We start from the raw sequence: 19,875 nt of genomic DNA, 5'->3' as shown, positions 1-19,875 counted from the left end.
GGATTTTCGACACCGAATGTTCCGGAGGGCGAAACCGAGCTGCATCACAGGGCGGCCGACCTGTTAGTCCTTGCTTATGTTCTCTCCCAGCCCGGTTGCTCCGGTGGCAGTCATTCCAGCATGGTTTCAGCGGGTTCTGGCGCAGCGCGCCGTCGTCCACGCGCTCGACGTCGGCGGCATCACGGTGACCTGTCGATCCTGGGGCGAGCGCGGGGCGCCAGGCGTGGTGCTGGTGCACGGCGGCGCGGCGCACGCCCGCTGGTGGGACCACATCGCGCCGATGCTCGCGACCACACACCGCGTCGTCGCGCTGGACCTGAGCGGTCATGGCGACAGTGATCGCAGGGAAACATACTCGCTTGAGGCATGGGCGGGCGAGGTGATGGCCGTCACCCGAGACTCCTTCGATGCACCGCCCGTCGTGATCGGGCACAGCATGGGTGGCATGGTGACCCTCGCCGCCGCGACGTGGCATGGCACCGACCTCGCGGGCGCGATCATCATCGACACACCGATCCACGAGGCCACACCGGAGGAGGCTGCGGCACGAGACAAGGTCGCGTTCGGGCCACAGAAAGTCTTCGCGACGCGTGAGGAGGTCGTGGCGAGGTTCCGGGTTATCCCTGAACAGGACACCGAGCCGTACATTTTCGACCATATCGCCGAGCACTCCGTCCGACAGGTCGACGGTGGCTGGGCGTGGAAGTTCGATCCCGCAATCTTCGCCCACGAGCCGCTGCGTCCCAGTGAGCTGTCTCGGCTTCAATGCCGTGTCGCGCTGCTCCGGCCGGAGCGGGGGCTGGTGGATGCCGCGATGGGCGAAATGATCGCTGAGCGGCTGGGGGGCAGGGCCCGGGTCATCGATATCCCCGCTGCGGAGCACCACGTCATGCTCGATCAGCCGATCGCGCTGGTCACCGGGCTGAGGGTGCTGCTTACTCGTGACGTTTCCGCCGAGTGAAACGATCCCTGTCGGGTTTCCGGGTACCGAACCAGACTGAGCGTCTGCCGAGAGAATTTCCGGCCGATGACGAGGAGGTCGACACCCGATGGAAGACACGCAGACAATGAAGCGCCAGTTAGCCTGCGCCGTAGATGATCTCATGCCGGGCGAGTCCATGACCCTCGATGGTGGCGAGATCGCCCTGCATCGGGCCGAGGACGGGACGTTCTTCGCAACGGCGGACAGTTGCACCCACGAGAAGTGGTCACTCGGCAGTGAGGGCGAGATTGAGGGCAGTGAGCTCGTCTGCCCGCTGCATATGGCGCGTTTCGAACTGGCCAGCGGCAAGCCGTTATGTCTGCCGGCGACCATAGCGCTTGCGACCTATCTGGTCGAGATCGACGGGAGTCAAGTTTTCGTCGTCTCCTGACGTGGCAGGCCCACGCCGGGCAACACCCGCGGGTGTTGCCCGGCTTAGCTGCCGCTGGAGGCGACATCCTCTCGCGCCTTGGCATCGCGCTCGGCCTGCGTGAGGTGGCCAACCGCCTGCTCGGCCCAGCGGTCGACGTCATCGGGCAGGATCTCACCGCGCCAGAACACGTGCAGGTCGGGCCGCACCAGCAAAAGCGGGCACTCGTAGGCCGCACGGACGTTCGCGTCGTCGATCCGCAGGATCTCCAGAGGTGCACCCAGCCTAGCGAACTCCGCTTCGACGGCTCTCGTGTCGGACGAGCCGGTCAGGTCGATGAACGTGTAATCCTGGCCCAGGGCGTCCTGCATGGCACGGCCGTCCTGGAGCCAGATGTGCGGGATACGAACCCCCGGACGCGTGTGCGCAGTGTAGGTCGTGGTGTCCCAGTCGGTGATGTTGCCGTCCTCGTGGGCGATCAAATCCGAGCCGGCATAGCTGTAGCCCCATTCGACGCCGATCATCTCGTGGACGCGACGGTGGTGGACGTTCGCCGCGGCACCGACCTCGGCCCGCAGTGCCGCGCCGGCGGGCGTGTCCTCGGTGATCTCAGGCGTCACGAGCTCACGCCACAGGCCCATGCCCTGGGCGGCCCATCCTGAGGCCTTGACGTTGCGGGCGCCGACCTTGCGTCGTTCGGTCTCGTAGCTGTCGAGCAGACCCGGTCCGCCCCAACCCTGGACCGTCCCGGCCAACTTCCAGGCCAGGTCGATCGCGTCACCGACGCCGGTGTTCATGCCGAGGCCGCCGGTGGGGATCACCAGATGGACCGCATCGCCAGCAAGTAGCACGCGTCCGTCGCGGTATCGCTCGGCCAGCAGGAGGTGCAGCTTCCAGCTCGTCGAGTTACGAACCGTGAAGTCGAAGTCGAAGCCCACACGGTCGCGCACGGCCTGCGTGAGGTCTGCGTCCTCGTCGATCCCGATGTTGAGGGTGAAGTCCTTGCGGCTGCCCTGTACGACGAAGGCGCTGCCCTCGGCGTCGGCGACGTAGTAGTGGCGTCCCTTGCCGATCGGGATCTTGTCGTAGAGCTCGTCGGAGTGGAACGTAACCTGACGCAGCTGGCGGATGCTTCCCTGCCCCTCAAGTTTGATTCCGAGCTTCTTGCGGACTGTGCTGGTGCCGCCGTCGCAGCCGGCGAGATACCCCGCACGAACCGTCTTTCTTGTCCCCGCGGGGTCTTCGAGGGTCACGGTCACACCGTCGTTGTCCTGTGCGAAGTCCACGAGGTTGCAGCCGAAGCGCACCGTGACGTTCGGGGTGGACTCGGCGACCTGCTTGAGCACAGGTTCGAGGTCGTTTTGGGCGACGAGTTGGTACGGCTCGAGCGGTTCGGAGGCGTCGGTCGTCGCCGCGATCGTCGCGCGGTGCTCGGCGACGCTCGGGTACTTGAGCTTGACCAGGGGCGGGTCCGACAACCGAGTCACGATGAAGACATCCATCGAGCCGTCGGCAGGGTAGCCTGCCGCGCGGACCTTGTCGGCGATACCGAGACGTCGGTAGAACTCCATCGTGCGCGCGTTGGAGCGGTCCATCTTGGGCCACTCCTTGGTTGTCGGATCCTTCTCGACCAGCAGCGTTCGGACACCGCGCCTGCCCAGGTCGATGGCCAAGGTGAACCCGACTGGTCCTGCTCCGACGACGACGACATCGAACTCGTTCACGATGGTGTGCTCCATGGTTGGCGGTGACTTCGATCGCGCACCGATGATGCGCCCGCACAGTTTGGGGTGGCGTGCGCTCAGAGACCCAGACGATGTTCCAACGGGCGAAACGTGCCCGCCCCGGTTCCAGCCAGCGGTATGCCTCATTGCCCGACCCCATGACCCCGATGACACTGGCGCCGTGTCCATCTTGATAATCGGCGCGTCCGTGGCGGGAATCCGCACGGCGCAGGCCCTCCGCATGCAGGGTTACAAAGACGCCATCACAGTCGTGGGCGAAGAGGTTCACCAGCCCTACGACAAACCTCCGCTGTCTAAGGAGATGCTGCTCCCCGACGGCACCGACCAGCCCGTTCCGCTGTTGTCGGAGGCCGAGTTGGAGGCACTCGACATCCAGATGCATCTCGGAACTCGCGCTGTCGCGCTCGACGCCGATGCACGCGTCGTCACTACTGATAACGGCACGACATTCCCCTTCGATGACCTGGTGATCGCAACCGGCGTCACCCCGCGAACACTGCCAGGAGCGGATGCACTCACCGGGATCCACACGTTGCGTAACGCTGAGGACGCCGTCGCACTGCGGGCAGGCCTAACGAGCGCACAGGACGTCGTCGTCATCGGTGCGGGATTCATCGGTGCCGAGTTCGCTTCGGCCGCAAGGGCATACAGCACTCGCGTGACGATTATTGAGACTCAGCAGGTCCCACTAACCCATGTCCTCGGAGCTGAAGTAGGTGCCGAGCTCGCACGCTTGCACGAGGTCAACGGTGTCACCGTCCATACGGGTGCGCAGTTCTCCCACTTCGTCGGCGAGGGTCATGTCTCGGGTGTGGCTCTCGAGGACGGTCGGGTTCTGCCCGCCGATCTGGTGGTCGTGGGTATCGGGGCGACTCCTGCCACCGAGTGGTTGGTGTCGTCCGGCCTGCCGATCACCAACGGCCTGGAGTGCGACGCGTCGTTGCACGTCCTTGGTGCCGATCGGATCTTCGCGGCCGGTGACGTCGCCCGCTGGACGCACGGCTTCTACGGCTCGGATCTGCGGATTGAACACTGGACCAATGCCAATGAGCATGCCGGGATCATCGCAGCCGACGTGATGGGTACGTCTGTCCCGCAAGCGCAGGTGCCGTACGTCTGGTCCGACCAGTACGGCCACCGGATCCAGATCGTCGGCCGCCCGGGTGACGGGACCGTGGCCATCTCACACGGCACGGTCGAGTCCGGGCTCGTCGCAGTATATGCGGACGAGGCCGGTGTCGTGACCGGAGCTTTGGTCGTGGACGACCCGCGGATGCTCATGAAGTGCCGCAAGGCAGTGACCAAACGCGTCGCGGTAGCCGACCTCGATCTGGGCCTGGCGAATATTCCACCGGTCTGACCCGACCAGACATACGACTGATCCGGACGCGTCCGCGTGCGGTACACATCGATCAAGGAGTGAACATGGCGTTGACTGAAGAGGGACTCATCGAAGTTCCGGGAATGATGAGTCGCTGGATTCGACTCGCCAGTGGTGCGAAGGCCCACTACATGACGTCCGGCACCACGGGCCCTGCCGTTGTCCTGCTGCATGGTGGCCTACCGGGTTCGTCGGGTACCGCAGGGTGGCGCTTCATGGCACCATTCCTGGGTGCTAACGGTTTTCGGGTCTACTGCCCGGACATGCCCGCATTCGGGCTGTCGGACGACCGCGAGGAGTTCTGGCCCGAAGGCGTCCACAGCTATGTCGATTTCATTCACGAGTTCACGACAGCTCTGTGCCTCGATGAGTTCCACCTTGCGGGCAACTCGATGGGGTGCATGAACACGGCCAATTACGTTGTGGCTCATCCAGAGAGGGTGCTGAGCTTCGCATTGATCGCCGGCGACATCGGCGACGTGGTGCCGGCCGGACTCAAGCCACCGGCCAAGATCGAACTGACGCAGTACGACGGCACCCGTGAGGGTATGCGCTCGATGATGAGTGCCATCATCTACCGCGGCGAGGCGATCAACGACGACCTTATCGAGATGCGCTACGCAGCCGCCGAGCGAGGCAAGAAGGCGCACGCGCAGTTCTGGCCCGGCCTCCTCCAGTATGGTCGTATAATCCCGTGGGAAAACCCCAACATCGAGGCGCGCCTGTCGACCAAGGGCCGACTCGACAAGCTCACGATTCCAGGGATCTACCTCTACGGCACCGAGGACGTGCTGACGCCGGTCGAGTGGGGTTACGAGCAGGAGAAGGTGCTGCCGAACGTTCAGTTCTTCTATCCCGAGGAGACAGGTCACCAAGGGCAGACCGACTCGCCGGAAATCTTCAACAACGTGTTCCTCGACTTCTTCCGGGATGGCCAGGTCTCCCGGCAGAGCGCGGACGCGGCAGGGGTATCCAAACTACGCCCTGAGCTTCCGGCGCTTGTTGCTCAAGTCTGACAACCAGTTCCAGTCTTCGACCAAAGGGAACGGCATTATGAGTATTGCCACAGAGAAGGTCTCAGTCACCGCAGAGAGCGCAAGCCGAACTATCCAGACCAGTCGCTACAAGATCCACTATTACGAGGCCGGTGCCGGTCATCCCGTGATCTTGCTGCACGGCAGCGGGCCAGGCGCGACCGGATGGAGTAACTTTCGCCCTAACATCGAGCCGCTCTCGCGGCGGTTTCACGTCCACGCGGTCGACATGCCGGGGTGGGGCGAGAGCGAGACCCAGAACGACACGATCGGCCGCGACCACCCCGCTGATGTGATCGCGTTAATGGACGAGCTCGGGATCGAGCAGGCTGCACTAGTCGGCAACTCGATGGGCGGAATGACGTCCGTCGCTACTGCGGTGCGCTTCCCCGAGCGGGTCAGTCACCTGGTATCGATGGGCGCGCCCGCCCCTGGCCTCGACCTCTTCAGTCCCGGCGGCGGCTTTTCCGAGGGCTTGAAGGTTCTATTCCATGCATACCGCGAGCCCACCCCGGAGAATATGAAAAGGCTCGTACAGATCATGTGCTTTGACCAGTCCATGGCCACCGACGAACTCGCGGGTCTGCGCTCGGCTGCGGCTCTGGCTCACACCGAGCACCTCGACAGCTGGAACACGCTATGGGACAGCCCACAGCCACCTAATCCGTACTTCGGACTGCTGCCGGAATTGGAAAAACTGACGGTGCCGACGCTCGCTCTACACGGCCGTGACGACCGGGTCGTGAGCTTCGAACACTCCCTGCGCTTTTTGGCGGCGGTTCCGACCTCGCGCGCGCACATCATCAACCGTTGCGGCCACTGGTTGCAGATTGAGCATGCCGACGAATTCAACCGCATCATCACGGATTTCGTCACCAACAACTGACGTCCTATACGACGAACGGGGGCGATCTGAACTGATCCCCGGAAGTTGGACTGCCCAAGTAGACGCCTAATCTTCAAGGACCTGGGTCCGGTATTGCACCGGACCCAGGCCTTCGTTGCGGGCGTTAGGACGACCACTCGCGCACTGATAAGTCGTGAGTCGTGCGTCATTCTTGATGTGGGCCCCGTCGAGGTGGCATCAAACACGACGGCGATGTCCTCGAAGCCATCCATCGCGAGCAAGCCCTCGATGCCGTCCGAGGTGATCGGCACCCCGAGCCAGCAGCGCGCGCGACGCCGTCGCGCTGGGTTGATACCGACCATGGCACCAACCTCGAAGGGTCGACAGAGACATTGGAGACATTGGACCTTGATCAACAGTGTAGGTGCCCATATTTCCCGATTCGATGACGGCCACCTTCGAAGAACTCATGTTGATGCTCCTGATGTGCTGGCGGGGCCGAAGAATGCGCGGACTTCACCGAGGCCGGTGAGTGTCGCGTGATAGGTCGAGCCGACCCGTGCAGGGACCATCGGGCCGAGGGCGCCGCTGAGGATGATCTCGCCTGCACGCAGCGGGTCGCCGACGCTCGCCGCCATTCGTGTGCGAGCCACTGCAGGGCGATGAGAGGATTACCGAGGCAGTCTGTACCGTTGCCGGACGACACAGTCTCGCCGTCCTGGGTCATTGTCATCTCGACCGCGACAGGGTCGAAGTCGGACAGAGATACCTCGGCATTGCCGAGTACGAAAAGCCCGCTGGAAGCGTTGTCGGCGACGGTGTCGGCAATCGTGATGTCCCACCCTGCGATGCGGCTGTCGACGATCTCGAACGCCGGACGAGCGAATTGGATCGAAGCGGCGATGGTCCCGAGGGAGGGGGCGAGGTCGTCGATGTCGGCCCCGAGCACGAAGGCGATTTCGGCCTCGATCCGGGGCTGGAGCAGTCGATCGTGTGCAACGGGCTCGGCCTGTGTGACCAGCATGTCGTGCAGCAACGTACCGAAGTCGGGCTGGTCGACCTTGAGCTGTGCTTGCACGGCCGGTGACGTCAGCCCGATCTTGCGCTCTACCCGCTCGTTGTTGTCGGTGACGCGGGCGCTCACGATCTGTTCCTGCACTAGGTAGGCCAGGGGGATGTCTTCGGACCCGATGAGGTCGCGGAGCGACGCACAGGGGATGCCGGTCGCTTCTACTTGCTGGAGTCGTGCAACGGCGGCGTTCTTTGCATCGTCACGACGCTGATCGTCACCGGCTTCATTAGATGCCGAACGGGAGAATGCCATGCAGATCATCCTTCGATCGCTGGATCCCGTTGCCAACGCAGGGTTCCGAGCACCAGAACTCCTCGTGGCGCGATGCGTGCCACAGGTCTCTAATACGAGTGCGCCCGGATCATCGGCGCTCATCGACGAATCTCGACCGCGCCGGTGTCAGCGATTAGAAGGAGCACACACATGGCAGAAGTGATAGGTCTCGGTATGACCCACTATCCGATGCTGGCCGGTGCGGACACGCACATGGCAAACCTGATGAAGAGCGTTCTGAAGGATCCAGATATCCCAGAGGACCGCAAGGACCCAGCCAACTGGTCGGCATTGGCGCAGAAGGAATGGGGCGACGACCAGGGGACCACTGCCGCGGCCAGTCACCGGGCGCAGCTGCGTGAGGGACTCGACACGGTCCGCGCCGCGCTCGACGACTTCGAACCCGACGTCGTACTGGTGTGGGGCGACGACCAGTACGAGAACTTTCGGGAGGAAGTCATCCCGTCTTTCTGCGTCCTGGCGTATGAGGACACCTCGGTCGAGCCCTTTGCAGTGTTGAAGATGCTTAACGTCCCCAACGTCTGGGGTCTGCCGGACGAGGAACGGTTCACGATGAAGGGCGACCCCAAGTTTGCCAAGCAGATCGCGGCTTCCGTGCTCAACGACGGCATCGATATCGCGTACTCGTACGAGCAGCGCGAGGGGATACACTTTCCGCACGCGTTCGGCAACACTCAGATCTTTCTCGATTACGACAACGTCGGTAAAGAGTTCCCGTATCCGGTGATTCCCTTGGCGGTCAACTGCTACGGCGAGCACGTCATAGCGCGCAAGGGTGGCATTGCCCGCTTCGCTGACATCCAGGCCGGGGAGAACCTAGATCCACCGGGACCGTCACCGTTGCGCTGTTTCCAGTTCGGTCAGGCGATCGGCCGCACCGCGCGCGCCAGCGATAAGCGTGTTGCTTTGATCGCTTCGGCGAGCTGGTCACACGCTTTCCTGAACGACAAGGACTGGCACCTGCGTCCGGACACCGTGGCCGACCGCGCATTGTACGACGCGATGGTCGCCTGCGACTACGAGGCATGGAAGAGTGTCACGACGCGTGAGGTCGTCGAGGCCGGCCAGCATGAGATGCTCAACTGGTTTTGTCTATTGGGTGCGATGTCGGAGCTCGATATGAAGCTTGAGTGGAGCGAGTTCGTTGAGACCGAGGTCTTCAACTCCAACAAGGCCTTCGCGATCTATCGCTGAGGCGGAACGTCCGTCGGCGCCGTCATCCTGTCCGGGGTCCGGCGCCGCCGTGCGTCAGAGCTCGCGTGGGAACCAGTGCGCCCGCCCTTGGGCCAGGCCCTCGCGGGCCTCCTTGGAGATCTGCGCCGCGGTGTCGCGCAAGGCGTTCACGATCTTCTGACCGGCATCGGTGTCAACCTGGTGGGAGATAGATATCGCGCCGACTGCGAAGCCGTGGACCACGATCGGGGCTGCGACGCAAGCCTGGCCGAGCTGCGCCTCGTTGTGCTCGTAAGCGATGCCGCTGTTGCGGACCTTGCGCAGCTCGATCATGAATTCCTCGACGTTCGTGATCGAGTGCGGTGTTAGCCCCGGCATGGGCGAGGGGAGGAACGCTTCAAGGTCCTCAAGGTTCTCACAGGACAGCAATGCTTTACCGATGGCTGTGCAGTTGGCCGGGAGGCGTACGCCTACACCGGACAGACCGGGTGGGGCGGCGGGATTAGCGAGCTTTTCCAGGTAGACGACGTCGTACCGTCGCAGCACCGCGAGGTGGACAGTCTGGCCCGACCACCGGTGAAGCGCGGCGATGTAGGGCATCGCCACGTCACGCATGCTGCCAGCCGGTGTGTTGACCGCAAGTTCCATTAGGCCCAGCCCCAGCTTATAGCCGGAGCGGTGCTGCTCGATGGCGTCGAGGTCGATCAGCCGGGCGATCAGCCGATGCACCGTGGACTTGGGCAGGCCCGACGCGCGAGACAGCTCGCTGAGGGTCATGACACGCTCGTTACTGTTGAAGGCCCGGAGGAGGTCGAACGCCTTGGACAGAATCGATGGCGGCTCGGGGGTCCGAGACCCATGGGCGAGAGGGTCATTCACAGTGTGCAACTCCGAGGGGTTGTACGGCACTCGCAACGTGACGTGGTTCACCCCAGCTTACCCACGTAGACTCTGTGCACTTTACGCGGCTTCGCGCGACCACGGAGATATTCCGCCGGGTGGAACAGAGACTGTTTTTCAGTGTAGGTCCGTGTTTAACATGCGGTGCGACGACTCTCTGGTTGTCTTTTACGTCCTCTCTTAGGAGTCATTCGGATGTGCACCGCTGCCTCAGGTACCCACCGCGGAACGACGGTTGACGTCCACGCACATCACTTCCCACGGGGGCTCGACGATCTCGCGGCGCGTACGGGCGACAAACGGTGGCCCCGCCTTGTCCACGACGACGACCGCTCGGGCCGAATCATGCTCGGTGACCGCGAGTTCCGGAGGGTTCGCTCTGCCCTCTGGGACGTAACCCACCGGGTCGTTGAGCTCGACGCAGCAGGTATCGATGTGCAGCTTGTGTCGCCAGTCCCGATCACGCTGACCGATTGGGCGCCTCCGCAAGAGGCCATTGAGTTCGCCCGTGCCATGAACGACGGCATCGCAGAGGACGTAGCCGCCGCTGACGGTCGATTGTTGGGTCTCGGCACGCTGCCGGTCCAGGACATTGACGCTGCCGTCGTCGAGCTCGAGCGCGCCGTGAGGTCGCTCGGGTTACGGGGTGTCGAGATAGGCTGCCGACTGGCAGGCCGCGAGCTCGACGACCGGGCTGTACGCCCGCTCTTCGAGGCGGCTGCCGCGCTGGGGGCTGTCGTCTACGTGCACCCATTGGGAGGCGGCGATGGAGCGCTGCGTCGTACTGGTCAGCCGTACGACTTCGGTCTCGGTATGTTGACCGACACGGCGCTCGCCGCGGGAGCCTTGGTGTTCGGGGGAGTCCTACGCGACCTGCCCGAACTGCGGGTCGTGATGTCGCACGGCTGCGGAACCTTTCCCTGGTCGTTGCCGCGCTTGCGCCTCGGTGCCGTCGTCGGCGGCGACACCGAGACCGACCATGACGACCTTGCCCGCAGACTGTGGGTTGACACCCTCGTTTTCGATGCCGAGCACCTGCGGCTGTTAGTCCGGCGTTTCGGCGCCGAGCACGTCATGATCGGCACTGATCACCCGTTCATCGCCGGCCAACTAGAAGGTCAGCAGGCGCAGGTCCGCGATGCGGTCGACGTCGGAATCCTGACGGCGGAGCAAGCCCTCGGGGTGTTGGGGACCAATGCTCTAGATCTTGTCCGAGGCAGCAGTCTTACCTCGGGCGCGGAGACATAGCACCATGACGACGCACGACGTCACTGTCGTCGGTGGGGGACCCGTTGGACTCCTCACGGCACTGGGCCTCGCGCAGGCTGGCGTCGGTGTCACGGTACTCGAGGCCGCGACCACCGTCGTCCGCGCGCCGCGGACAATGTTGTTCCACTGGTCGATCATGGCGGAACTCGAGAGGCTCGGTCTGTTAGCCGCCGCGACGTCAGCTGGGCTGGTTCAACGGAGCTGGACGCTGGCGGTCCCACGGACCGGCGAGGAACTCGTGTTTGATCTGAGCGTGCTGGACGACTCCGTTGAGCACCCCTTCACGCTTCACCTCGGGCAGGACGCGCTCAGCGAGATCGCGCTGGCCCGGCTCAGTGCGATGTCCAACGTCCGGATCGAGTGGGATACGTCGGCCCGCTCGTTCGAGCAGGATGGGCACGGCTGCACCGTGTCGGCAGTTGGTCCGGCGGGTGAGCGTGACTACCGCTCTGCATGGGTTGTGGCGGCCGACGGCGCCCACAGCATCATCCGGCGTCAGCTCGGGCTGGCCTTCCCCGGTATGACGTGGCCCGAGCGCTTCGTCGCCACGGACCTGGACCTCGACCTGGCGACGCTTGGCTATGGGCCCTCCGTCGCCCGGGCGGACCCAATGCTCGGGGCGCTGGTTGCGCAGTTCGGCGAGCCCGTGCCGTGGCGCTACACGTACGCCGAGAGCCTGACACTGCCGGATCACTCGATCGTAGATCGAATGCCCGCCGTCCTCCGTGCCTCGCTGCCCGACGACGTCGACCCACAGGTCACGGCATGGGCGGCTTTTCGGATGCACGAGCGTGTCGCCGACAGGTTCCGCGTCGGCCGCGCGCTACTGGTCGGCGACTCTGCCCACGTCACCAACCCGTCGAGCGGCTATGGCGTCGTCGGAGGATTCTTCGACTCCGCCCTACTCGTGGAGACGCTGGCCGCAGTGATCCACGGAGACGTCCCAGAGGACATGCTTGATCACTACTCGGATGTCCGACGGCGGGTCTTCACCGAGATATCGTCGCCAGTCTCCTCGGAGCGCAAACAGTTGATTTTCGACAGCCATGACCCGGTTGGGCTCGAGGCCGACCTGGAGCATTACCGCCGAATCACCGGAGACCGTGACTTGATGCGGCGAGCCATGCTGGCCGAGCGCGAGTTGCAGAGCGAGCCGTTGTTGTCGAAGCGGAACATGCGGGTCTAATGGGGCATTCCGTGGAACCGGAATACCCGGGCAACAGTCACCGGGCCGTGCCTATCATCGGGCGGGACCAACCTCCATGATGTATTGCTCCTACTCTGACGATCTGACACCGCGTGGGTTAAGTCGGTGCTCGCCGAGTTTTTCCCGGAATCGATGCCGTAGAGGTGGCAGGGATCATGATTCTTCGACGCCGCATCCTCGGCCCGACTGGGCTGGCGCTGGCAGCGAACTTGGTCCGGGCAGTGTCCATGTCAATGCCGGGATCGGCGAGGCGTGGTGAGCACGTGTGGATGGCGCTGCGAAAGGAGGTCCGTTTCTATGCCGACATAGTCCCCGATATTGACCTCAATCCCGATTGGCCTACTACGTCGAGATCCGTGCCGAGCAGCAAGGGGTTTCCTCGTGCTTGAGGCCATAGTCGTCCGGTGCGTCGTTCGGTCAGAACCTCGCGGCGACCTCGCCCGATCCGGTCGCTGCCGTGCTCAAGCAGCACGCGTCATCGTGGCAAAGCCCGCGGCTGGAGACGTTGGCGGGCTGGCGGCAGCCGCCCACCTTTCTGCGCTATCTCTTTCGGCAGTCCCACTGGGACGAGGTGATGGACTATGAAAACGGTGACCTCGAGCTCACGCAGCAGATCGGGACCGATGTTGCCAATTGCCCCAAGGAGATACGACAAAACACGCGGTATCAGCTGTTGGTATATACCGGAGCGCGACGGTGCACTTGAGCCTTGATCGCCTCGACAAAATCCTCGGTCGCGGCTCCTGCGGCGGCGTGTTCGCGCTCGATCAGGAGTTGCTCCTCGAACGAGGCGTCAACCGAGTTGCGCAGCAAAGCCTTGGTGCGCCATAGCGAGTTCGGGGCGACGGAGAGGAGACCGTCGACGACCTCCCTGGTCCGGTTCTCTAGGTCGGCATCATCGGTGAGCCAGTTAAACATTCCGAACCGCTCAAGATCCTCGGCCCCGACGACGTCGCCGAGCAGACAGATCTGCAGCGCGCGTGACGGTCCGATGCGGCGAGGGAGGAGCCAGCTCTCACCGTGGTCGAGCGAGTGCCCAAGGCGGGGCTGTGGGAGGGAGATTGTCGTCGTATCGGACGCGATCACGAGGTCTGCGGCAAGCATGAACATGACGCCAATGCCGATCGCATGGCCGCGCGTGCTGGCAACGATGGGCTGCGGCAGCGCGAGCAGGTCACGCAGCAGCGGCTGGATCGTCCCGGAGATGCTCGCGTCGAAAGCAGACCGGCGTTCTTCGGCAGTCGCCCCGAGGATACTTGTGATGTCGCCCATGTCCGATCCGGCGCAGAAGTCGGTACCCTCGCCGCGGATCACCACGACCTCGACCTCCGCCCGGATGCGTAGGTCGGCGACGATGCCATGCAACGCGGAGACCATGTCGAAAGTCAGCGCGCCCTTGGCTTCGGGCCGGCTGATCGTGATCCACGCGACGCGTCCTGTGTGTTCGAACCTTATCTGTCCGGACATCTCACCGTCTCCTCTCCCTACTGCACACTGCTGGGTGCGTCAACCGCGATGCTGGTCAGGGCGTCATCAGTCTAAGCCGGGGATTGCGTGCCCAGCCGCTTACGGTTCCGAGGCGTGGAACACGGTGGTGCGCGGCGTGATGTGGGGTGGTTCGGTGAGCTTCCTGCCGTTCGACCTTGAGGTGAAAATCTATGTCTGCAGTGCGCGACGACCTGCACGCCGAACTCCACGCCGAGCGTGGATTCTCAAGCTCCGAGATTTGGAGAGCCGCCGAGGCGCGACTCGACTGGCCCATCGAGCGCGGACTCAATACGGCGCACGAGTGTGCGGACCGATGGGCCCGCGACCGAGCTCGCCTCGCAATGATCGTCCGACACCCCGACGGCAGCAGTGACCGCTGGACCTACGCCGAGCTGGCCCGGACGTCGAGCCGACTGGCCTCGGCATGGAAGGCCGCGGGACTCGTGCGCGGTGACCGGGTCGCATCCCTGGTCAACCAGCAAGTAGAGGCTTTCATTGGGGCTCTCGCTGCCTGGCGTTCGGGCATGGTCTACGTGCCACTGTTCGTCGGGTTCGGCACCGATGCCCTCGTCCAGCGGCTCAATGGTGCCCAGCCGGCAGCAGTCGTGGTCGATTACCGCTACCGGCATCAGCTCGCGGACGCGCTGCCTCTGCTGACGGTCGACCCCCAGATCTATACCGTGGCCGGCCAAGCAGGCCGGGGCCTGGTCAAGGGCGACCGGAGCTTGTGGGCGGAGATCGACGGCCACGCTCCTGATTTCGGCATGGTCGAGACGGCGCCCTCCGACCCGGCAACCCTGATCTATACGAGCGGCACGACCGGCGCGGCAAAGGGCTGCATCCAGCCGCACTCGATGATCCTCACTATCCAGCCATTTATCCGGCACACATGGGCTTTCACACCCGACGACATGTTCTTCACCGGGGCGGCACCCGGATGGTCCTACGGCCTCTACACGACCGGTGCCGGACCGATGTCGCTCGGCATCCCACGCGTGGTCTACAGCGGCGACTTCGACCCGGCCGCCTGGCTGCGCATCTTCGACGAGGAGCAGGTCACCTATATCGCGGCCGCGCCAAGCGCGCTGCGTCGCCTCGTCCCGCTCGCCCAACGCCGGGGTATTTCAAGCAGCATTCGCGGCGCGACCAGTGCGGGTGAGCCGCTCGACGCGCCGCTCGCCCAGGCCTGGATGGAGCTGACCGGCAGCATGATCCAGGACGGCTACGGCCAGAGTGAGTCCGCCATGGTGCTGGCCAACCTCGCCGATCCGAAGAAGCCGGACATGCCAGGCGCGTTGACCGTCGTCCCCGGCTTCGACATCGCACTCGTGGATAGCGAGGGCGTTGAACAGGAGAGTCAGGGCGTCCTGGCGCTGCGTAACCCCGAGTACCAGGGCGCGACCGGCTACTTGAACCGCGACGACCTCTGGAAGGCGCGTTGGCGCGGCGACCTCTTCCTGACCGGCGATGTCGTGCGCCGAGATGACGACGGTCGCTACTGTTTCGTCGGACGAGATGACGACCTCATAGTGACCTCCGGCTACAACGTTGGCCCCAGTGAGGTCGAGAGTCTTATCCTGGCGCACCCCGGGGTTGCAGAGGTCGCCGTTGTGGCGGCACCCGATCCGGCGCGTGGCTCGGTCGTGCGAGCGGTCATCGTGCTCAACGGGACTGTCGACCGGCAGCAGGTCGCCAACGAGGTCACCGTGAACGTGCGCGACAACCTCGGACGCCACGCGTACCCCAAGATCATCGACTACGTCGAAGAGCTGCCGCGCACGGATTCGGGCAAGATCAAACGCAACGAGCTACGCCAGCAGACTGCGGGTGTGCGGCAGTGACGGACCGGATGTTTCGACTCGACGGCAAGGTGGCCGTGGTGACGGGCGCGAGCCAAGGTATCGGCGCCGCAATCGCTCAAGCCTTCGCCGAAGCAGGGGCAGATCTCCTGCTGGTCGCGCGTCGCCATGGCGCACTGACGGAATTCGCGGACAAACTGCGTGCTGGGACCGGGCGACAGGTTGTCACCGTCGTCGCCGACGTCACGGCCGGCGATACGCCGACACTGATCGCCGAGCGCGCCCGTGCGACATGGTCAGGTATCGACGTGCTGGTCAACAATGCCTACTCGTCGGGCGGGGTCTTGGGTCCGGTGCTCGACCTCGAAGACACAGTCTGGGACGACGTGCTGGCGGCTAACGTCATCGCGCCGTTCCGGCTGTGCAGGGAGCTCGTGCCGCTCATGGCGGGCCGGTCGGGATCCTCGGTGATCAACGTGGTTTCGGGTTCAGGATTCTTGCCGTCTCCTGGCATCGGCGCCTATGGGGTCAGCAAGGCAGCGCTGTGGATGCTGACGCGCCAGCTCGCGGGCGAGCTGGCGCCCGACGTCCGGGTCAACGCGCTGTGCCCGGGCACCGTCAGTCCTGACGGTGAGCCAGCCCACCAGGCACACGTCGACCTACTGTCGCTTGTGCCGATGGGGAGGCTGGGACGTCCCAAGGAGATGGCCGGCGCGGCTGTCTATCTCGCGTCCTCGGCAGCGTCCTATACGACCGGTGAGGTCGTATTCGTGAACGGAGGTCGGCCATGGTGACGACAAAGCACATCGCGGTGTCCAATCACCAGATCATCTTGGCGACCCTGCCCGACGGGACGCTGGAGGAGGGCCATTTCACCAGCGCCTGCGGCGCTGTACCGGTCCCCCGCCCCGGAGAGATCGTCGTACGCACGCTGATCATCTCAGTCGATGCCGCCAACCGCACGTGGATGGACGTAGAGACGTATCGGCCGCGCCTCGTGGCCGGCGAAGTCATGGCGGGCTATGGGTTGTGCGAGGTAGTCGACGCCAACGGCACCAGCCTGCCCGAAGGCACGATCGTGTTCTGCGACGCGGGATGGCAGGAGTACGCGGCCGTCCCGGCAGCTGACGCAACCCCACTTGCAGTCGACGGTGAGCTGACGCACCAGATCAGCGTGCACGGCGTCAGTGGTATGGCGGCGTACTTCGGCATCACCGAGGTCGGTGCGGTCGCACCGGGCGAGACCGTCGTCGTCTCGGCTGCAGCCGGGGCGACGGGGCATCTCGCGGGCCAGATCGCGCGCATCCGAGGTGCTCGCGTTGTCGGTATCGCCGGTTCGGACGAGAAGAACCTGATGCTCGAGTCCTACCTCGGTTTCGACGCGACCGTGAACCATCGCAGCGAGACTTTCCGGGCCGACTTGAAAGCAGCGTGTCCAAAAGGGATCGACGTCTACTTCGACAACGTCGGTGGACGCATCCTTGAGACGGTGCTGCGACGAATGAACCAGAACGGGAGGGTCGTATGTTGCGGCTCGGTGACTCACTACACGTACGACCCGGAGAGTCGACTCGCCGAGGTCGTTCCTGGAGCGTTGATCTCTCGCCGTATCCGCATGGAGGGCTTTATCGTCCTCGACTGGATGGACCGGTGGCCGTTCGCAAGCCAGGTGATGAATGGCTGGCTCGCGGACGGTCGGCTGCTGCCGTTGGAGAACCCATACGACGGGCTCGACTCCGCGCCACGTGCGCTCCTGGGGCTCCTCGCCGGGGAGAATGCTGGTAAGACGATGGTGCGCCTGACCCGTTGATTGCGGCTTGAGCTTCTTCGGCTGGTTGGTGATGACGACGAGGATCGTGGCGGCAGAGCGATCCCGCAGCGGGCAAGCCAGTGTCTCCTGCAGGACTGTGAGGCCTAGCCGCTCCGCCCCCACACCGACTGCGACGCAACGGCCCCCGAAGGCCACAAGCGTGTGGCCTTCTCTACTACACCCAGTGAGCCGACGAGCTCGGACGACGCGGCGGTGTCACCGGGACGGATCCCAGCCCGGGAGATCGCATGTAGGGGTGCCGCGACGATCGCACGGAGGGCGAACCCGACCGAGTCGGGCAGGGCGATGACGTTGCCGGACGGGAAGAGAGGGTTGGCCCCGTCGATACCGGTAACCCACCATCACTGTGAACGCGCGGCGGAGGTTGGCGCGTCACGTCGCGCACGGCCGGCAAGACACAGTTGATCATGGGGTTGATCCTCACGCGATCACCTACCTGCAGCCCTATGACCTCGAAACGCGCTGGTCTACGACATCGGAGGCCTCATGACAGAGGGCGACGGGGAGAATCGGTGGGACGGTCGAGCCGTCGATGATGTGGTCGTCGGAGCCGCAGATGCCGCAGGCCAGCATCGCTATGCGGATTTGCCCGCTACCAGGGATAAGAACCGGATGGTCGACGACACGCGGCACCCACACTGTGCTCGGCCAGCACGACGACCCGGGGAGCGGATCATCGTGTCGTTGCGCGGCGAGATGCCAGCTCGGTCAGCAGCTCGTCGGTGTGCTCTCCCAGCAAGGGAGCAAATCTGCTCGGGGCCGCAGGAGTGCCATGGAAGTCGGCCGGACTGGCCACCATTGCGACAGTCGTGTCACCCTTGGGTACGTCAATGATCGAGCCGCTGGCGTGGGTCTGCGGATCGGAGATGACCTCATCCACGGTGTTGACAGGTGACCAGAAGAAGTCACGTTCAGTGTCGAACAACGCACCCCATTCAGCCCGAGTGCGGGTCACGAAGATCTCGTCGAGGAGGGCGATGATCTCGACGGCGTTCTCGCCCCGGAGGGCAGGAGTCGCGTAGCGCGGCTCGGTGGCCCACTCGGGACGGCCAACCAGGCGCAGTAGCTTCGGCCAGTGCCGGTCGGCCTCGACACCCATCAACCAGAACTTCTTGCCGTCGCCGGCGCTGTAGTTATTCCAAACCGGGTTGGCCTCGGTCGTGCGCTGGTTGCGGGTCGGCTCGCGGTCGAGCATCAGACGCATGTTGATGTCGCTGCTGATCTGCCAAGCTGCGACCCGCAACAGCGACGTCGAGACGAGCTGGCCCTCACCCGTCCGTTCGCGGTGAAGCAGTGCCGCACTGATCATGCCGGCCACTGTGATGCCCGTGACGTGGTCACCCATGCCGCTGCGCTGGATCGGGGTCTCGCCGCCGGGCTGTGTCAACGAGTCGGCGACTCCACCGCGGGCCCAGTAGGCCCCCATGTCGTAGGCACCGGCGGCCGCATCAGGGCCCTCAAGGCCGTAGCCAGTGACGATCGCATAGACCAGATCCGGCTTGCGCTCGAGCAGCGTGCGGCTGTCTAGGCCGAGGCGTTCGAGGGCAGCGGGCCGGATGTTGGTCAGGAAGACGTCGGCGCTGTCGATCAACTCGAGCGCCGAGGCCAGTTCCTCGGAGCTTCGCAGGTCGAGGGCCACGCTGCGCTTGGAGCGGTTGTCGGCGTCGAAGAACGGACAGTCCACGATATCCGGCCCGAGGACGTGGCGGATTTGTCGCAGCGGGTCACCGGTCGGCGGCTCGAGCTTGATGACGTCAGCACCCCAGTCGGCGAGGATTGCCCCACCCGAGGGCGCTGCTACCCAGATCCCCAGCTCTACGACGCGTGTTCCCTGCATGGGTCCTGACATGTTGTATACCTCTCCTGTTGGGTTGATGGCACGCTAGTGGCGTGGTCGACGCCGGGTGCGGCAACTTTCCAACCCGTGGAAAACTTGGGGCATTGCGTAGTCGTTCCGTGCCACAGTCCATGTGAATTCCACGAGGAGGCACCCATGGCCATCGGCCGATTCCCTGTCGAGGCAGGACAGGTCCTGCAGTTCGCGCGCTCGCTCGGCGACGTCAACCCGGTCTTCACGGACCCGAAAGTCGCGATATCTGCGGGCCTGGACGCGATCCCGGCGCCGCCGACATATGTTCAGGCGAGCGCGCACTTCGACCCTGACTATCCGCTGCGCCCGCACCCGGACAGGCCCTGGTTCGGATCGGGGCGTGAGGCGACCGGCTACGGCCCCGACGACGAGGACACCGCTGGCGGGATGCTGCATGGTGAGCAGCACTTCGTCTACCACCGACCCCTGCTCGTGGGCGACGTTCTGACGGCGACCGTCCGCGATGGCGACACCTGGACCAAGCTAGGCCGGCGCGGCGGCGAGCTGCGCTTCTTCGAGATCATCACTGACTACCACGATGCGGCGGCCGAACTCGTCGTGACGGCTCGCGTCGTCGGTGTCTCTACACAGCACCAGCCCAAGGAGAACTGAC

General features: G+C 64.4%; 17 protein-coding genes and 1 pseudogene. 12 read left to right on the top strand and 6 right to left on the bottom strand.

Translation table 11 applies throughout. The annotated features are described in order from the left end of the window. The first annotated feature begins 76 nt into the window (after positions 1-76). Positions 77-961: an alpha/beta fold hydrolase gene (locus G4D79_RS29565; RefSeq protein WP_214514713.1), complete on the top strand. Its 885-nt coding sequence runs from the start codon at positions 77-79 to the stop codon at positions 959-961. Positions 962-1,049: 88 nt separating this feature from the next. Further along, the gene (locus G4D79_RS29560; protein ID WP_054780805.1) at positions 1,050-1,373 is read left to right on the top strand and encodes a non-heme iron oxygenase ferredoxin subunit; all 324 of its coding nucleotides are present in this window, start codon (positions 1,050-1,052) and stop codon (positions 1,371-1,373) included. A 44-nt stretch (positions 1,374-1,417) separates the two neighbouring features. Here G4D79_RS29560 and G4D79_RS29555 read toward each other — a convergent pair whose 3' ends face one another. After that, on the bottom strand, positions 1,418-3,076 hold the full coding sequence (locus G4D79_RS29555; protein WP_214514712.1) for an FAD-dependent monooxygenase: 1,659 nt from the start codon (positions 3,074-3,076) through the stop codon (positions 1,418-1,420). 181 nt (positions 3,077-3,257) lie between these two features. On the opposite strand from G4D79_RS29555, the gene G4D79_RS29550 reads away from it, so the two are divergent. The 3 genes from G4D79_RS29550 (at position 3,258) to G4D79_RS29540 (ending at position 6,398) form a co-directional block, all read left to right on the top strand. Further along, complete coding sequence (locus G4D79_RS29550; protein WP_214514711.1) at positions 3,258-4,457, top strand: FAD-dependent oxidoreductase; 1,200 nt, start codon at positions 3,258-3,260, stop codon at positions 4,455-4,457. Between the two features lie 65 nt (positions 4,458-4,522). Continuing rightward, entirely contained in the window at positions 4,523-5,494 is a 972-nt protein-coding gene (locus G4D79_RS29545; protein ID WP_054780849.1) for an alpha/beta fold hydrolase, read from the top strand. Next, positions 5,478-6,398 carry an alpha/beta fold hydrolase gene (locus G4D79_RS29540; RefSeq protein ID WP_243580661.1) on the top strand — a complete coding sequence of 307 codons (921 nt, stop codon included), beginning with the start codon at positions 5,478-5,480 and terminating at the stop codon, positions 6,396-6,398. The genes G4D79_RS29545 and G4D79_RS29540 overlap by 17 nt, the downstream gene beginning before the upstream one ends. 428 nt (positions 6,399-6,826) lie before the next feature. Here the strand turns inward: G4D79_RS29540 and G4D79_RS29535 are convergent. Further along, positions 6,827-7,683: pseudogene (locus G4D79_RS29535) on the bottom strand (2-keto-4-pentenoate hydratase). A 171-nt stretch (positions 7,684-7,854) separates the two neighbouring features. Here G4D79_RS29535 and G4D79_RS29530 point away from each other — a divergent pair. Then, complete coding sequence (locus G4D79_RS29530; protein ID WP_054780809.1) at positions 7,855-8,919, top strand: extradiol ring-cleavage dioxygenase; 1,065 nt, start codon at positions 7,855-7,857, stop codon at positions 8,917-8,919. 54 nt (positions 8,920-8,973) lie between these two features. Here G4D79_RS29530 and G4D79_RS29525 read toward each other — a convergent pair whose 3' ends face one another. Next, the gene (locus G4D79_RS29525) at positions 8,974-9,777 is read right to left on the bottom strand and encodes an IclR family transcriptional regulator (protein WP_308252619.1); all 804 of its coding nucleotides are present in this window, start codon (positions 9,775-9,777) and stop codon (positions 8,974-8,976) included. Positions 9,778-9,993: 216 nt separating this feature from the next. Between G4D79_RS29525 and G4D79_RS29520 the strand changes: the two genes are divergently transcribed. Both G4D79_RS29520 and G4D79_RS29515 read left to right on the top strand, forming a co-directional pair. Then, positions 9,994-11,046 carry an amidohydrolase family protein gene (locus tag G4D79_RS29520; protein WP_214514710.1) on the top strand — a complete coding sequence of 351 codons (1,053 nt, stop codon included), beginning with the start codon at positions 9,994-9,996 and terminating at the stop codon, positions 11,044-11,046. Between the two features lie 4 nt (positions 11,047-11,050). Beyond that, positions 11,051-12,253: an NAD(P)/FAD-dependent oxidoreductase gene (locus G4D79_RS29515; RefSeq protein ID WP_214514709.1), complete on the top strand. Its 1,203-nt coding sequence runs from the start codon at positions 11,051-11,053 to the stop codon at positions 12,251-12,253. Positions 12,254-12,940: 687 nt separating this feature from the next. Here G4D79_RS29515 and G4D79_RS29510 read toward each other — a convergent pair. After that, positions 12,941-13,741 (bottom strand): enoyl-CoA hydratase/isomerase family protein, encoded by an 801-nt coding sequence (locus G4D79_RS29510; RefSeq protein ID WP_054780813.1) that lies wholly within the window; start codon positions 13,739-13,741, stop codon positions 12,941-12,943. A gap of 191 nt (positions 13,742-13,932) precedes the next feature. On the opposite strand from G4D79_RS29510, the gene G4D79_RS29505 reads away from it, so the two are divergent. From G4D79_RS29505 to G4D79_RS29495, 3 genes are read left to right on the top strand one after another with little or no spacing between them, the layout of a single operon-like run. Continuing rightward, positions 13,933-15,603 (top strand): acyl-CoA synthetase, encoded by a 1,671-nt coding sequence (locus tag G4D79_RS29505; protein WP_214514708.1) that lies wholly within the window; start codon positions 13,933-13,935, stop codon positions 15,601-15,603. Beyond that, on the top strand, positions 15,600-16,355 hold the full coding sequence (locus tag G4D79_RS29500; protein WP_151097208.1) for an SDR family NAD(P)-dependent oxidoreductase: 756 nt from the start codon (positions 15,600-15,602) through the stop codon (positions 16,353-16,355). Before G4D79_RS29505 ends, G4D79_RS29500 begins: the two co-directional genes overlap by 4 nt. After that, on the top strand, positions 16,349-17,371 hold the full coding sequence (locus tag G4D79_RS29495; RefSeq protein ID WP_054780817.1) for an NADP-dependent oxidoreductase: 1,023 nt from the start codon (positions 16,349-16,351) through the stop codon (positions 17,369-17,371). Before G4D79_RS29500 ends, G4D79_RS29495 begins: the two co-directional genes overlap by 7 nt. A gap of 465 nt (positions 17,372-17,836) precedes the next feature. On the opposite strand, the gene G4D79_RS35460 is transcribed toward G4D79_RS29495, so the two are convergent. Both G4D79_RS35460 and G4D79_RS29485 read right to left on the bottom strand, forming a co-directional pair. Next, the gene (locus G4D79_RS35460) at positions 17,837-18,025 is read right to left on the bottom strand and encodes an alcohol dehydrogenase catalytic domain-containing protein (RefSeq protein WP_214514707.1); all 189 of its coding nucleotides are present in this window, start codon (positions 18,023-18,025) and stop codon (positions 17,837-17,839) included. A gap of 40 nt (positions 18,026-18,065) precedes the next feature. After that, positions 18,066-19,241 carry a CaiB/BaiF CoA-transferase family protein gene (locus G4D79_RS29485; RefSeq protein WP_214514706.1) on the bottom strand — a complete coding sequence of 392 codons (1,176 nt, stop codon included), beginning with the start codon at positions 19,239-19,241 and terminating at the stop codon, positions 18,066-18,068. A gap of 144 nt (positions 19,242-19,385) precedes the next feature. Here G4D79_RS29485 and G4D79_RS29480 point away from each other — a divergent pair, with 144 nt between their 5' ends. Continuing rightward, entirely contained in the window at positions 19,386-19,874 is a 489-nt protein-coding gene (locus G4D79_RS29480; protein ID WP_054780818.1) for a MaoC family dehydratase N-terminal domain-containing protein, read from the top strand. Position 19,875 lies beyond the last annotated feature (1 nt).

It is taken from the genome of Rhodococcus sp. WY5 (assembly GCF_018588185.1).
In the GTDB taxonomy this organism is placed as follows: Bacteria; Actinomycetota; Actinomycetes; order Mycobacteriales; family Mycobacteriaceae; genus Rhodococcus_F; species Rhodococcus_F qingshengii.
This window is presented reverse-complemented; position numbering and strand designations above follow the sequence as displayed.

Coding starts and splice junctions, on each gene's coding strand:
- G4D79_RS29565 (WP_214514713.1), top strand. CDS start 77: ATGTTCTCTCCCAGCCCGGTTGCTCCGGTGGCAGTCATTCCAGCATGG.
- G4D79_RS29530 (WP_054780809.1), top strand. CDS start 7,855: ATGGCAGAAGTGATAGGTCTCGGTATGACCCACTATCCGATGCTGGCC.
- G4D79_RS29545 (WP_054780849.1), top strand. CDS start 4,523: ATGGCGTTGACTGAAGAGGGACTCATCGAAGTTCCGGGAATGATGAGT.
- G4D79_RS29485 (WP_214514706.1), bottom strand. CDS start 19,241: ATGTCAGGACCCATGCAGGGAACACGCGTCGTAGAGCTGGGGATCTGG.
- G4D79_RS29480 (WP_054780818.1), top strand. CDS start 19,386: ATGGCCATCGGCCGATTCCCTGTCGAGGCAGGACAGGTCCTGCAGTTC.
- G4D79_RS29510 (WP_054780813.1), bottom strand. CDS start 13,741: ATGTCCGGACAGATAAGGTTCGAACACACAGGACGCGTCGCGTGGATC.
- G4D79_RS29560 (WP_054780805.1), top strand. CDS start 1,050: ATGGAAGACACGCAGACAATGAAGCGCCAGTTAGCCTGCGCCGTAGAT.
- G4D79_RS29515 (WP_214514709.1), top strand. CDS start 11,051: ATGACGACGCACGACGTCACTGTCGTCGGTGGGGGACCCGTTGGACTC.
- G4D79_RS29505 (WP_214514708.1), top strand. CDS start 13,933: ATGTCTGCAGTGCGCGACGACCTGCACGCCGAACTCCACGCCGAGCGT.
- G4D79_RS29495 (WP_054780817.1), top strand. CDS start 16,349: ATGGTGACGACAAAGCACATCGCGGTGTCCAATCACCAGATCATCTTG.
- G4D79_RS29520 (WP_214514710.1), top strand. CDS start 9,994: ATGTGCACCGCTGCCTCAGGTACCCACCGCGGAACGACGGTTGACGTC.